Origin of the sequence: Sporosarcina sp. FSL W8-0480, assembly GCF_037963765.1 — a bacterium.
Taxonomy (GTDB): domain Bacteria; phylum Bacillota; class Bacilli; order Bacillales_A; family Planococcaceae; genus Sporosarcina.
Map to the genome: position 1 here is coordinate 2,707,729 of NZ_CP150166.1, position 12,417 is coordinate 2,720,145.

A 12,417-nucleotide genomic window follows, 5' to 3' on the forward strand; every position below is an offset into this window, starting at 1 on the left:
ATATGTAAAAACATTCGAAATGAGGTTTTTCTATGAACCCCTATTCAATTTTAATAATAGATGATGAGCCGCAAATGAGGAGGCTGATACGCACTTTCCTTGCACGTGATGGCTATTCCATCGAAGAAGCTACCGATGGACTCGATGCTCTATCTAAGATAAAAGTAAAGCAACCCGATTTATGTATTGTCGATGTTATGATGCCCTATATGGATGGCTTTCAATTCGCTAAAGAATTGAAACAAAACGCAAATATTCCCCTAATTTTTTTATCCGCAAAAGGTGAGGAATGGGATAAAATCGAAGGACTGAAACTTGGCGGCGATGATTATATCGTCAAACCTTTCATGCCGGGTGAATTATTGGCAAGAGTTGAATCCGTTCTTAGAAGATCATATCAAAACAACCCAATGAGACAAGCTTTTGTCGTAGGCCCCCTTGTTATTGATTCCGATGCGCATACGGTCACTTTGAATGATCAACCGCTCCCTTTAACACTTAAAGAGTTTGGAGTCCTTGAAACATTGGCTAAGAATAAAGGGCGGGTCTATTCACGTGAACAGCTTCTTGAATTAGTATGGGGAAATAACCACCATAGTACGGATCGGACAGTCGATACACATATCAAAACACTACGCTTGAAAATGGGCGAAGCGGGAAGCATGATTGAAACCGTATGGGGAATCGGCTATAAATTTGAGGCCAAATGATGAAAAGGTTTACCTTAAGTAAAAAATTATTTACCGTCTTTCTCTCAAGTATCGCATTCACGATTCTATTTTCATTTTTCTTTATTCACTTCCTTTATTCACAACTTTATATTTCAAGTATCGAGGAATCTATAGTTTACCAAGGGAAACGGACAGCCTCCCACTATCATTATGGTGAACTAAGCGACGAAATCATCGAGAAAATCCAATGGTATAATATTATTTCCGAATATGAAATCATCGTTGTCGATCGATTGGATGACCTTTCCTCCTATTTCCCCTACAAGATCAACTATGAAAACTTGGTTGGCAATGCAGACCGGAAAAGGCTGGAAAATGGAGCATATTTGCTTAAAAAAGGGTATGTCAATGAGCTTGGCCGCGAAATCATTGGTGCCATTTTTCCTATTAAAGGTGAGTCAGGTTTAATTGGATTCATTTATATTTATGTCCCATTGGCTGCGATACAAGACGTATTCCGCGAAAGCATACCGCTAATGGTAACTGTTGGCACACTGTTCTTTTTTGCCCTCTTTATGGTCATGAATAAAATTTTAAACTCTATGTTCAATCCATTACGTGATTTACAAAGACTGTCTTCGGAAGTATCCAAAGGGAACTATAGCAGCCGAATCGAAACAGATCGAGAAGATGAAATCGGACAATTGACGAATGCCTTTAATTCAATGAGTCTATCGCTTGAGGAGCAGGAAAAAAGGAAGAAGGAATTCACATCCAATATCGTCCATGAACTCCGGACGCCGTTGACGTATATAGGCGGATACACACATGCCTTAAAAGCAAAAATCTACTCTTCCCCTGAGGAAGCAGAGAGCTATTTAACGACCATTGAAAAAGAAACAGTCCGTTTAAATAAACTTGTCAATGATCTCGTCGAATTAAACCACTTACAGGAAAATCTGTATACCCTTCATAATGAGCCCATTGCAATTGCGCAACTCATATTGGATACAATGGATTTATTCAAAATATTGGTTGCCGAAAAAGGGCTGCAGCTTTCTATGAACATTGAAGAAAACAGCATTATTACAGGGGATCCGCAAAGGATTCAACAAGTATTCTATAATGTTATCGACAACGCAATTAAGTATTCCCGTGAAGCCGGGAGATTGAATATCACATTGAAGAAATCCGGGAAATACATCGAATTTCAAGTCGACAACGAGGGAATCCATATCCCGAAGGAAGACATCGATCGAATTGGCGAGCGCTTTTTCAGAACAGATAAAGCAAGGAATCGAACGACTGGCGGAACGGGACTCGGGCTTTCGATTGTTAAGGAAATTATACGGTTGCATGGAGGAACTTTTTCCATAGAAAGCGATCCATCCATAGGAACTTCTGTTAAAATCCATTTGAAAGAGAGGACGAAAGATGAGGTCAATTAAAATAATCTGTTTCCTTGTTCCACTTCTCCTCCTTGTCGCATGTGATTCTTCACAACAAACAGGCAGAGAGGTCACCTCTTTTTCTTTCACAGATCAAAATGGAAATCCATTTGGAACAGACCAATTGGCCGGAAAAGTATGGATTGCGGATTTCATCTTCATCGGCTGTACAACAGTTTGCCCACAGATGACAAGTGAAATGGCCAATTTGCAAAAAAAAGTCAATGAGAGAGGCCTTGATGTTGAATTTGTATCTTTTACAGTAGACCCGGACATTGATTCTCCAATAGTCTTGAAAGATTATATTAGTCAATTCACGGAAGATGAATCGAATTGGCATCTGCTGACCGGCTATTCACAGGAAACCATCGAGAGTTTAGCGTTAAATCAATTCCAAACAATTGTCCAAAAGCCCAAAACTTCGAGCCAGGTTATTCACGGAACAAACTTTTATATCATCAATCAGGATGGTCAAATCGTCAATGAATTCAACTATGTGGAGGAAAATTTTGTTGAGCAAGTATTGGAGCAGGTAACTAAACTTCTGAAATAATTGGCATAATTATGAAAAACTGATACGATTAGAGCAATAATAATTTCAAGGAGGATGCACTTGAAAGATTCAATAAATGAATGTATTGCTTCTCTACATTATTTTACAGTAAATCGATCCATCGATTGGTTTGAGCAAAAACATCAGCAATCATCCAATACCATCCAGTTATTTCAGGACTCCATCAAAACAGAGCAAAACACTTTTTCTCTTGAACATGTACATGATTTATCCTACCGCCCTTTTTCAAATGGAACAGGCTTGTTTTACCTCCATACAAACAGAGGGGTTATCACATTCGAACTGAAAACCAATCCAAATGAGTTCATCGAATCGTATCGGAAGTTAAAAGGGAATTATTATTCATTTTAACGAACCAACATTTGCTATTTGTTTAATTATGCCCTGTTAGAGGTATATAAAAACAAATACGTTTGGGAGGTAATTTAAAATGGTAATCAAAAAAATCGTAGAAAATGCTGTTCAAGCTAAAAATGAAATCGAGGAATTGACAAAACAAGGATATACTCACGATGACATTTATATTTTCGCACATGATAAAAAAAGATCCGATGATATTACTGAGGCACTGGATACTGAAAAGGTCGGTATGAAGGAGCAGGGATTCCTTGACAGCATGAAAAACATGCTCACTTCACGTGGGGATGAACTTCGAAGCAAAATGGAAGCTGCCGGCTTAACTGCCGAGGATGCTGCAGATGCTGAACGTGAACTTGACCACGGGAAGCTTGTCCTGATTGCTAAAAAATAAAAATTGATTATGGCTGTTTCATTGGATGGTTTTTCTGATGGGACAGCCTTTCTTCTTTTTCTACCCTTTCATCGCTTTTTCCGTTATGATATGTACTGAAGGTGGGTGCAGGTCAATGGATAAAAAGTTATGGAAAATTGGGTTCTTTACAGGTTTGACTTCCTTCTGTCTCTTAATATTAGGAATTCGAACGATTTTAGGGACGGAATTGGTTCTAAAAAACTACTTAACTTTTGGTGTATTTAGCTTAACAGTCGGAATTCTTGCTTCATCACTACTATTTTATAAGTTTAAAATCGCCTTCAGAATTTTTATGGCAGCCCTTGTTTTAGGATTCGCTGAGTTCTTTAGAAGTTTTCTTATGGACACGAATGGATTCGGTGATTTGATTGGTGTTCTTTCTCTTTTCATCATCACAACATTCGGATTTGGGATTGCGGTGATCGTTCAATTTATCGTTATCGCTATTCGAAAAATGAAAAATAAATAAGAAAAAACGCATGCCCTTCAAATAAGGAGAGCATGCGTTTTTGTTAATTTGCTTTGACTTTTTCTTTCTTAATTTGCTTACTACGCAATTGACCACAAGCTGCGTCGATGTCTGTACCGTGTTCGAGACGGACACCACAGTTGATCCCACGCTTTTTCAATGTTTCGTAAAACGCTTTGATCGCCTCTGGTTTGCTTCGCTTGTATTGCCCGTGTTCATCGACTGGATTATACGGAATTAGGTTTACATAAGACAAATGGCGTTTATTATGAAGCAGTTTCGCCAATTGTTCAGCTTCCGTCACATGATCATTCACGTCATCCAACAGGATGTACTCGAATGTAATCCGGCGATTTTTCGCTTCCAAATAGTAATCAATAGCATCCATCAATTTCTCGATTGGGAAAGCTTTATTGATTTTCATAATTTGACTGCGCAATTCATTATTCGGTGCATGTAAGGATACTGCCAAATTGATCTGAATATTTTCTTCCGCGAACTCACGGATTTTCGGTGTTAAGCCACTTGTTGACACGGTGATATGGCGTGCACCAATTGACAGACCATTTTGGTCATTGACGACACGTAGGAAATTCATCAAGTTCGTGTAATTATCAAACGGCTCACCAATCCCCATTACAACGATATGGCTGACACGTTCGCCACCACCCAAATTATCAAGATGCTCTTGCACTTTCATAATTTGGCCGACAATTTCACCAGCTTCCAAATCGCGGTTTTTCCGCAATAGACCACTTGCACAGAAACTGCAGCCGATATTGCATCCGACTTGTGTCGTTACACAAACCGATTGCCCGTAAGGAAATTTCATCAAAACAGTTTCGATCAAGTTCCCATCCTGCATTTTGAAGAGGAACTTAATCGTTCCGTCATCCGAAACTTGTTTCACCGACTCCTCAAGAGTCTGTATAGCAAAGTTCTCATCTAATAATTGAAGGCATTCTTTATTTATATTTGTCATGTCCGCAAAGTTGATGACACGCTTCTTATAAAGCCAGTCCCACACTTGTGCAGCACGGAATTTCTTTTGTCCATTATCTACAAGGAAAGCTGTCAGCTGTTCCAATGTTAACCCGTAAATTGATTTTTTCATGTCAATTCCTCACCTCTAAGCTTGGCATTCAGTCATTATATCATGAAAATGGACAAAACAGAAGAAAAAAAGCTGCATTTTTAAATTTGCAGCCTTTACTTTATTTTGAGTCTTTCACATGTTTTTTTATCCTGCTTGATCTTCATAATTAAAACAAAAACATTCATCAAAGACAGAACAGTGAACATGATTGCAATGCCTGTTTGTCCTTTTGAAAAACGATCAATTGCAAAATAGCCCAAGAAAATGATGAGTGCAATATCGATATATTTTGGTGTAGTCATCTACATGCCTGCCTTCCTTAACCTATGCATTTTACATAAGTATAACAGCTTTTCAGTTTGCATTGTATTCTATTTTACACTTCCTTAGATTCACGAATTCATCAATGTTATGATAAAAGTACAAATTCGTTTTGGAGGAAAATACAATGTTTGATTATCATATGCATAGCTCGTTTTCAAAGGATTGCAAAGTTGAGATGGAAGATATGGTCAAAGGCTCCATTGCAAAAGGTCTCTCTGAAATCTGCTTTACTGAACATATCGATTATGATTATCCGGATGAGTTAATCGAATTTGATTTTGATAAACAACAATACACGGAGCGGATTGAGGAGTTACGCCAGATTTACGGTGGACAAATCATCATTCGTAAAGGCGTAGAAATCGGTGTTCAGCCACATCTATTGCAACGATATGATGATATGCTGAATGGGGAATCGTTCGATTTCATCATCTGTTCGATGCATACTGTTGAACGAAAGGGTTTGCATTACGGAGAGATTTTCAAGGGGAAATCAGCTGGAGAGGCTTTTCTAAGTTATTATAATGAATTGCTTTATTGCGTGAAAAACTTCGATAACTACTCGATTTTAGGGCATTTAGATTTGATAAAGAGATCTACTCCGGAGATTGTCCAAAACAATTTCCATGAACTTTTATCTGAAATCTTCAATCACATCATTCCCGCAGGTAAAGGGATCGAATTAAATACATCGGGTGTGCGTTATGGTTTGCCGAATGGTTTGCCAAGTGATGATATTCTTAAGCTTTACAAACAACACGGTGGCGAAATAATTACATTGGGATCAGACGCCCATAAACCCAAGGATATCGCTTTTCAATTCAAGGAGTCGCTTGAGTTATTAAAGTCGATTGGATTTTCATATATAACAACATTTAATAACAAGGAACCCATTTTCCACTCGATAGACAAATTATGAACAAAAGTAAAGCTGTATTCTCCAAATTAATGGAGATACAGCTTATTCATTTACCAACGATATATGTCTTAATGATTGCGAGTCTCTCTCGAATATGTTGTTGGACCTTCACCGATTCCGGTGTTTTTGCTGCCAATGCATCAGTCTTCAGTCCAAGGCTATCCGCAAGCATACGTGCACGTGCCAAATGGAAGTCGCTTGTTATAATTGTTATCGATTCAACATCTTCCGGAAGAAGCTTTTTAGAATAGAGGAGATTTTCATATGTCGATGTTGATTGGGCTTCGATCAGCAATCGATCTTCATCAATTCCATGCTCTGTCAGATATCTCCTCATTGCTTCCGCTTCCGCAATATCTTCATCTGGACCTTGCCCTCCTGACAAAATGAACCGGACATCAGGGTGAGTTTCCGCATATGAGAGCGCCGCTTTTAGTCGATAGTGCAAAGTAAGTGATGGGGTTTCTCCATTCACTTTAGCGCCAAGAATAATTGCGTATTCATTCGTACCGTCGGCCACGGGCTCTTGTCCTTCGGCAATCCACTTCCCTATCAAAAACCATACTAATACTCCTCCAAATAATACAAGTGCAATCCCTATCGCTATCCCCATCTTCTTTGATTTTCTCACTGCATCACCTGCTATTGTTAATTTAAATATATGAGAATCCATCGTCGTATATAAATCAAAAGCAATCTATCAATTAATCTATATAACCTTAGACGATGCGCAGTGGAAGATAGTTCCATTCTTCAAAAATATTTATATTATAAAATCAAAAGCCCCCTACTTTGTCAGTAGGAGGCGAATTAAATCAGTTTTTGACTTTTTGTTGTTTATTCACAGTACTATGCACTTCAGTTGGCAATCCCCATAGTTGAATGAATCCGACTGCAGCGGATTGGTCAAATTGGTCATCAGAAGTATATGTTGCAAGCTTTTCATCATAAAGGGAGTTTGCTGACTTTCTTCCTTCAACAATTGCATGCCCCTTGAATAATTTCACGCGAACAACGCCGTTGACGTATTGCTGAGTCTCCTTCACAAAAGCTTCGAGTGCATTTCTCAATGGAGAGAACCATAGACCGTTATAGATCAATTCGCTCAGTTTTTGTGAAACAATCGGTTTAAAGTGTGCGATGTCTTTAACAAGTGTCAAATCTTCGAGCTCTTTATGTGCTTTCAATAACGTCACAGCACCCGGGCATTCGTACACTTCACGCGATTTGATGCCGACAAGTCGGTTTTCCACATGATCGATTCGTCCGACGCCATGTTTGCCGGCAATTTCATTTAATTTCAAAATAAGCTCGCTTAAAGGGTAATGCTTTCCGTCAATGCTCACCGGTACCCCCTTTTCAAATCCAATCTCAATAATATCCGGTTTGTCCGGGGAGTTTTCGATGGAAGTTGTTAAGCCGTATGCCTCTTCAGGAGGTGCTGCCCATGGATCCTCCAAGATTCCACATTCATTGCTTCGACCCCATAAATTTTGGTCGATGGAATACGGACTGTCGAGATCAACCGGTATAGGAATGTTTTTCTCCTTCGCATATGCAATCTCTTCTTCACGAGACCAGCTCCATTCACGAACAGGTGCAATGACTTCAAGTGTCGGATCCAATGCCTTTATCGCTACTTCAAATCGGACTTGGTCATTCCCTTTCCCAGTGCAGCCATGTGCCACGGCAGTTGCGTTTTCCTTATGTGCAACTTCGACCAATTTTTTGGAGATTAAAGGACGAGATAATGCCGAGACAAGCGGATATTTATCTTCATAATACGTACGTGCTTGTAATGCAAGGAGTGCATATTCCTGAGCAAATTCTTCTTTCGCATCGATCACATAACTATTCACAGCACCGACTTGTAAAGCTTTCTGCTGGATGAAGTTCAAGTCTTTCCCTTCCCCAACGTCCAAACAACAAGCTACAACGTCGTACCCTTTATCTGTTAACCATTGCACAGCAACCGAAGTGTCTAACCCACCTGAATAAGCCAAAACCACTTTTTTATTTCCCATCATCTCATCCTCCTAATTCACATATATGCATCTTTATTCATTTAAGTGTATTTTTATGATATCACAGATGTTTTGAATTACAAGTGAAATTATTAAAATTAACCTTGAAAACGCTCGTTTATTCCCGGAAACGCTCGTTAATAAGCGTAAAAAAACTACCCATGAGGTAGTTTTCAGATTATCGAATTCCGTGGGCGACCATTGCGTTTGCGACTTTTAGGAATCCGGCAATGTTTGCGCCCATTACAAGATTACCCGGCTTGCCAAAACTCTCCGCTGCATCCTTACAGCTGCCATAGATATTTTTCATAACAATTTTCAATCGCTCGTCGACTTCTTCCGCCGTCCAAGCAAGACGCATACTATTTTGAGACATTTCCATAGCTGAAACTGCAACTCCACCAGCATTTGCAGCTTTTGCAGGTGCGAAGAGCGTTCCATTCTTCAGGAATAATTCAATCGCTTCAATCGTACATGGCATATTAGCCCCTTCACCAATCGCTTTCAGACCATTCTTGATAAGCAGTTTTGCCGAAGCTTCATCAATTTCGTTCTGAGTAGCGCAAGGAAGTGCTATATCACAAGGGATCGACCAGATTTTCGAACAATCCTCAACGTATTCGGCGTGTGGATGGGTTTTCCGGTATTCCCAAATCCGCTTGTTCTCAACCTCTTTCAGACGCTTAACCGTTTCAAGATCAATACCATTCTTGTCGTATATATAGCCGCCTGAATCGCTACAAGCAACAACTTTTGCACCTAAATGCTGCGCTTTTTCCATCGCATAAGTCGATACATTCCCCGATCCCGACACAATTACCGTACTATCTTTGAATGACATTCCACTCTCATTCAACATTTCCTCCACAAAGTACACGGTGCCATATCCCGTTGCTTCCTTCCGGCCAAGAGATCCGCCATAATTCGGGTCCTTACCGGTCAAGACACCCGCTTCAAAACCGCCCTTCAAGCGATTATATTGACCAAACATATAACCGATTTCTCGTTTTCCTACACCAATATCACCTGCAGGAACGTCCATGTCGGAACCTATATGTTTGCTTAATTCGGTCATGAAACTTTGGGTGAACCGCATAATTTCCCGCTCCGATTTTCCTTTAGGATCAAAGTCAGATCCGCCTTTTCCAGCACCTATCGGTTGTCCAGTCAATGCATTTTTAAAGATTTGTTCGAATGCAAGAAATTTCATAATGCTACTGTTTACAGAAGGATGAAAACGGATACCGCCTTTATACGGACCTAATTCACTATTAAACTGCACACGGTATCCACGGTTAACATGCACTCTTCCTTGATCGTCCTCCCAAGCCACCCGAAATGAGATGATTCTCTCTGGTTCGGTTATACGTTCTAAAATTCCGTCTCGTATGTATTCGGGATGTTTGGCAAAGACCGGCCGTAGCGAGACAAAAATCTCCCTAATGGCTTGTAAAAATTCCTTTTCATCGGTGTTTCGTTTTTTAACTAACTCGTATACTTCATGCACATAATCATTTGCCCGACTCTTGTTATTATGGCTAATTTCTACATTTTTCATTTCTATCATCCCTTTCGAAGAACGGCTGCATCAATTCACAATTTAAATAATAAATATTCAAAAAATACTTCCGTTGTTCATTATTATTACTGAAAATATGAAGCTATTCAACATTTTTTTCAAAAACAGATAAATTCTTAACATAATTATGTCGAATTTTTAAAATAATGTCGAAAGGTATTTTGTGAAAATAAAATCATTTTGCGGTTTTAAAACATAGATTATTATTAGGCTTTCACATTATTGGAAAACAAATTCAAGGAGAAAGAGGAGATGCTTTATGAAATTCACCAAATTTTTGCGTGCTGTCATCGGAGCCAATGTAATGATCGTTATGGCTTTTGCATTCCTACCTGCTCTGTTGATCAATCCTAACGTGGATATTTTCCAAAACATGATAGACTATATTTCAGGCGACTAAATTATGATGATAAAATGAACCATATGTGCAAAGATGCACATATGGTTCGATTTTTTCATCTCTTTCTAACAATAAAGTTGTCATGGAGTAACAACCAATTTTGAGGGAATGATAATCCTAACTTCCAGTACATGATCCCTCTTAAATTAAATTCCTTTATCAAGTTGAACTTAGCTTGAATGCTTCGCGCGTCCTCAAACCAAACATCGTGACGTACGCCATTATCATCCCAATAAAGGAAGAATGGTGCCTGCGCAGTTGTATCGAATTGGATACCAACATTTCTTGAGATCGCCAAATTAACTGCCTGTTGAGGGCTGAGCGCTCTTGCCGCCACCCCGGTTTCCGGTGGATACGGAAAGGTCCAATCGTACCCATATAGATTCTGTCCAAGGAAGATTTTTTCGGATGGTATTTGACTAACCGCAAATTCCACAACCCGACGAACTTGATTTAGCGGACTGACAGCCTGCGGATCACTGTACGTATACCCCCATTCATAGGTCATCAATGTGACAAAATCACATATTTCACCAAGGGATTTATAATCGATACCACCATAAATACTAGTCGTACTGTCACTTGTTTTTGGTGGTAACGCCACGGATATCGTTAGACCAACCGCATGAAAGCGCGCTCGGGCACTGCGTATGAACTGAATATACAATTGCCTATCGGAGGGTCTTATAAACTCAAAGTCGAAGTGGATATCGCTAAACCCTATTCTTTTCGCTGTTTGGACGATATTTTCAAAAAGGCGATTCTGGACTTGTAGGTCAGAGAATAGGACATGCGCCAATTCAGGGCTGAAAGAAAATTCCTCCATGTTAGTTATGACCATTGCATTCAATACGTTAGCTTGTGTAGCGATAGCAGGTATATCATCCATCGGTGGAGCTTTTAACGATCCATCCCGCTGCGCTTCATAACTGAACATGCCCAAATACGTTAAATCGCGAAGCCTTCTCCTGACTTCTGCGACGGTAGACTCCATTATCGCTTCCCTTGGCTCAACATAGAGGAAGACATCGATTATCGTCTTTTCCCTTTGAGGTATATACAATCGCTGTCCTACATATAAAACGCTATTTGGCGAAATTCCATTTAACCTTGCCAGTTCCTCAAATGTCAATCCATACAATTGCGAAATGGTATAAAGCGTTTGACCCGCTTGAACCCAGTGATAACTTCCTACAATCGGAATGACCAATGCTTGACCAACCGCAAGCCGAGACGGATCCTCCAATTCATTAGCCTTTGCAATTTCCTCATAGGATATTCCATATGTCTGACCGATTCCATATAAGCTTTGTCCTGATTGCACAACATGGATTTGCAAATTCATCCTCTGCCTTTCGTAGACAAAATGTCCTTTCTCCCATGCTATTTTTAAAAGCTCATGATTATGCTTGATTTTCGTTTTTTTCACGCATATACCACTTCGTCAAAGCCATACTACTTGCGATTGATAACATCTACTGAAGGAGGAAATTAATTGACACAAAATCAATTTGGCGGAGAAATGCACCAAAATATGCACACTGGAACCGTTCCCCCGACTATGAACCATGGTGGCCATGAATTATTCGACGTCCATGAAGTCCTTTCAAGCGCAATCGCAGGGTTGAATCTGGCAATGATTTTGCGACCTCATGTAAAGGACCCCGAATTATTGGACATCCTCGATAGACAATATCGATTTGCATTGGATGAATACAATATTACCGTCGAGTGCTTTAAAACGGGACAGGATCCTTCCCATCCAACCGGAAGTTATAAAATGAAACAAAGCAATGATTTCATATATGGGATGAAACAATCACAACCGAAAAAGCCAATGCAAAATTCAAATGAAATAACGGATGAAATGATTTCTGGTTATCTTCTTGGCAGTGCAAAAGCAAATGCGACTGGTAAGACTGCGGCAGCACTTGAGACGTGCAACCCTGTCGTAAGACGCGTTTTACAAGACTCTATACCGAACTGCATTGAAATGGCTTACGAGCTTGCCCTTTACCAGAACAAGCATCATTATTACCAAGTACCGCAGCTTGCACAACAGGACATGCAGCAAATCGTAAATTCCTATGCATCTGCTCAAGGGCAACCAGCATTGCCGCCAAACCCCTTACAATAAACTA

General features: G+C 39.7%; 15 protein-coding genes. 9 read left to right on the plus strand and 6 right to left on the minus strand.

What is annotated here, in order from left to right:
- The first annotated feature begins 32 nt into the window (after nucleotides 1–32).
- The 6 genes from NSQ43_RS13995 to NSQ43_RS14020 all read left to right on the plus strand — a co-directional run bounded on the left by NSQ43_RS13995 (nucleotide 33) and on the right by NSQ43_RS14020 (nucleotide 3,934).
- Nucleotides 33–710: a response regulator transcription factor gene (locus NSQ43_RS13995; protein ID WP_339251163.1), complete on the plus strand. Its 678-nt coding sequence runs from the start codon at nucleotides 33–35 to the stop codon at nucleotides 708–710.
- Nucleotides 710–2,119, plus strand: a complete 1,410-nt coding sequence (locus NSQ43_RS14000) for a HAMP domain-containing sensor histidine kinase (RefSeq protein ID WP_339251165.1) — start codon at nucleotides 710–712, stop codon at nucleotides 2,117–2,119. The genes NSQ43_RS13995 and NSQ43_RS14000 overlap by 1 nt, the downstream gene beginning before the upstream one ends.
- Complete coding sequence (locus NSQ43_RS14005; RefSeq protein ID WP_339251167.1) at nucleotides 2,106–2,672, plus strand: SCO family protein; 567 nt, start codon at nucleotides 2,106–2,108, stop codon at nucleotides 2,670–2,672. The genes NSQ43_RS14000 and NSQ43_RS14005 overlap by 14 nt, the downstream gene beginning before the upstream one ends.
- 60 nt (nucleotides 2,673–2,732) lie before the next feature.
- Nucleotides 2,733–3,044, plus strand: coding sequence for a hypothetical protein (locus NSQ43_RS14010; protein ID WP_339251169.1), 312 nt, complete (start codon nucleotides 2,733–2,735; stop codon nucleotides 3,042–3,044).
- 79 nt (nucleotides 3,045–3,123) lie between these two features.
- On the plus strand, nucleotides 3,124–3,444 hold the full coding sequence (locus tag NSQ43_RS14015) for a general stress protein (RefSeq protein WP_339251171.1): 321 nt from the start codon (nucleotides 3,124–3,126) through the stop codon (nucleotides 3,442–3,444).
- A gap of 115 nt (nucleotides 3,445–3,559) precedes the next feature.
- Nucleotides 3,560–3,934: a hypothetical protein gene (locus NSQ43_RS14020; protein WP_339251173.1), complete on the plus strand. Its 375-nt coding sequence runs from the start codon at nucleotides 3,560–3,562 to the stop codon at nucleotides 3,932–3,934.
- Nucleotides 3,935–3,977: 43 nt separating this feature from the next.
- Here NSQ43_RS14020 and rlmN read toward each other — a convergent pair whose 3' ends face one another.
- A complete protein-coding gene (rlmN, locus tag NSQ43_RS14025) occupies nucleotides 3,978–5,048 on the minus strand; it encodes a 23S rRNA (adenine(2503)-C(2))-methyltransferase RlmN (RefSeq protein WP_339251175.1) in 1,071 nt (356 codons plus the stop codon).
- A 95-nt stretch (nucleotides 5,049–5,143) separates the two neighbouring features.
- Nucleotides 5,144–5,332, minus strand: coding sequence for a hypothetical protein (locus NSQ43_RS14030; protein WP_339251177.1), 189 nt, complete (start codon nucleotides 5,330–5,332; stop codon nucleotides 5,144–5,146).
- Between the two features lie 146 nt (nucleotides 5,333–5,478).
- On the opposite strand from NSQ43_RS14030, the gene NSQ43_RS14035 reads away from it, so the two are divergent.
- The gene (locus tag NSQ43_RS14035; RefSeq protein WP_339251179.1) at nucleotides 5,479–6,273 is read left to right on the plus strand and encodes a histidinol-phosphatase HisJ family protein; all 795 of its coding nucleotides are present in this window, start codon (nucleotides 5,479–5,481) and stop codon (nucleotides 6,271–6,273) included.
- 46 nt (nucleotides 6,274–6,319) lie between these two features.
- Here NSQ43_RS14035 and NSQ43_RS14040 read toward each other — a convergent pair whose 3' ends face one another.
- The 3 genes from NSQ43_RS14040 to gdhA all read right to left on the minus strand — a co-directional run bounded on the left by NSQ43_RS14040 (nucleotide 6,320) and on the right by gdhA (nucleotide 9,864).
- Complete coding sequence (locus NSQ43_RS14040) at nucleotides 6,320–6,904, minus strand: YdcF family protein (RefSeq protein WP_339251181.1); 585 nt, start codon at nucleotides 6,902–6,904, stop codon at nucleotides 6,320–6,322.
- A gap of 184 nt (nucleotides 6,905–7,088) precedes the next feature.
- On the minus strand, nucleotides 7,089–8,300 hold the full coding sequence (locus NSQ43_RS14045; protein WP_339251183.1) for an argininosuccinate synthase: 1,212 nt from the start codon (nucleotides 8,298–8,300) through the stop codon (nucleotides 7,089–7,091).
- A 175-nt stretch (nucleotides 8,301–8,475) separates the two neighbouring features.
- Nucleotides 8,476–9,864 carry an NADP-specific glutamate dehydrogenase gene (gene gdhA, locus NSQ43_RS14050; protein WP_339251185.1) on the minus strand — a complete coding sequence of 463 codons (1,389 nt, stop codon included), beginning with the start codon at nucleotides 9,862–9,864 and terminating at the stop codon, nucleotides 8,476–8,478.
- Nucleotides 9,865–10,135: 271 nt separating this feature from the next.
- On the opposite strand from gdhA, the gene NSQ43_RS14055 reads away from it, so the two are divergent.
- Entirely contained in the window at nucleotides 10,136–10,276 is a 141-nt protein-coding gene (locus NSQ43_RS14055; RefSeq protein WP_339251187.1) for a hypothetical protein, read from the plus strand.
- A gap of 55 nt (nucleotides 10,277–10,331) precedes the next feature.
- Here NSQ43_RS14055 and NSQ43_RS14060 read toward each other — a convergent pair whose 3' ends face one another.
- Nucleotides 10,332–11,615 carry a LysM peptidoglycan-binding domain-containing protein gene (locus NSQ43_RS14060; RefSeq protein ID WP_339254928.1) on the minus strand — a complete coding sequence of 428 codons (1,284 nt, stop codon included), beginning with the start codon at nucleotides 11,613–11,615 and terminating at the stop codon, nucleotides 10,332–10,334.
- A gap of 156 nt (nucleotides 11,616–11,771) precedes the next feature.
- Here NSQ43_RS14060 and NSQ43_RS14065 point away from each other — a divergent pair, with 156 nt between their 5' ends.
- Entirely contained in the window at nucleotides 11,772–12,413 is a 642-nt protein-coding gene (locus NSQ43_RS14065; RefSeq protein WP_339251189.1) for a spore coat protein, read from the plus strand.
- Nucleotides 12,414–12,417: the final 4 nt, after the last annotated feature.

Bases quoted from the DNA above. Each gene is read 5' to 3' on its own strand.
- NSQ43_RS14045 (WP_339251183.1), bottom strand. From the start codon at position 8,300: ATGATGGGAAATAAAAAAGTGGTTTTGGCTTATTCAGGTGGGTTAGAC.
- NSQ43_RS14020 (WP_339251173.1), top strand. From the start codon at position 3,560: ATGGATAAAAAGTTATGGAAAATTGGGTTCTTTACAGGTTTGACTTCC.
- NSQ43_RS14055 (WP_339251187.1), top strand. From the start codon at position 10,136: ATGAAATTCACCAAATTTTTGCGTGCTGTCATCGGAGCCAATGTAATG.
- NSQ43_RS14035 (WP_339251179.1), top strand. From the start codon at position 5,479: ATGTTTGATTATCATATGCATAGCTCGTTTTCAAAGGATTGCAAAGTT.
- NSQ43_RS13995 (WP_339251163.1), top strand. From the start codon at position 33: ATGAACCCCTATTCAATTTTAATAATAGATGATGAGCCGCAAATGAGG.
- NSQ43_RS14000 (WP_339251165.1), top strand. From the start codon at position 710: ATGAAAAGGTTTACCTTAAGTAAAAAATTATTTACCGTCTTTCTCTCA.
- NSQ43_RS14015 (WP_339251171.1), top strand. From the start codon at position 3,124: ATGGTAATCAAAAAAATCGTAGAAAATGCTGTTCAAGCTAAAAATGAA.
- NSQ43_RS14005 (WP_339251167.1), top strand. From the start codon at position 2,106: ATGAGGTCAATTAAAATAATCTGTTTCCTTGTTCCACTTCTCCTCCTT.
- NSQ43_RS14030 (WP_339251177.1), bottom strand. From the start codon at position 5,332: ATGACTACACCAAAATATATCGATATTGCACTCATCATTTTCTTGGGC.
- rlmN (WP_339251175.1), bottom strand. From the start codon at position 5,048: ATGAAAAAATCAATTTACGGGTTAACATTGGAACAGCTGACAGCTTTC.
- gdhA (WP_339251185.1), bottom strand. From the start codon at position 9,864: ATGATAGAAATGAAAAATGTAGAAATTAGCCATAATAACAAGAGTCGG.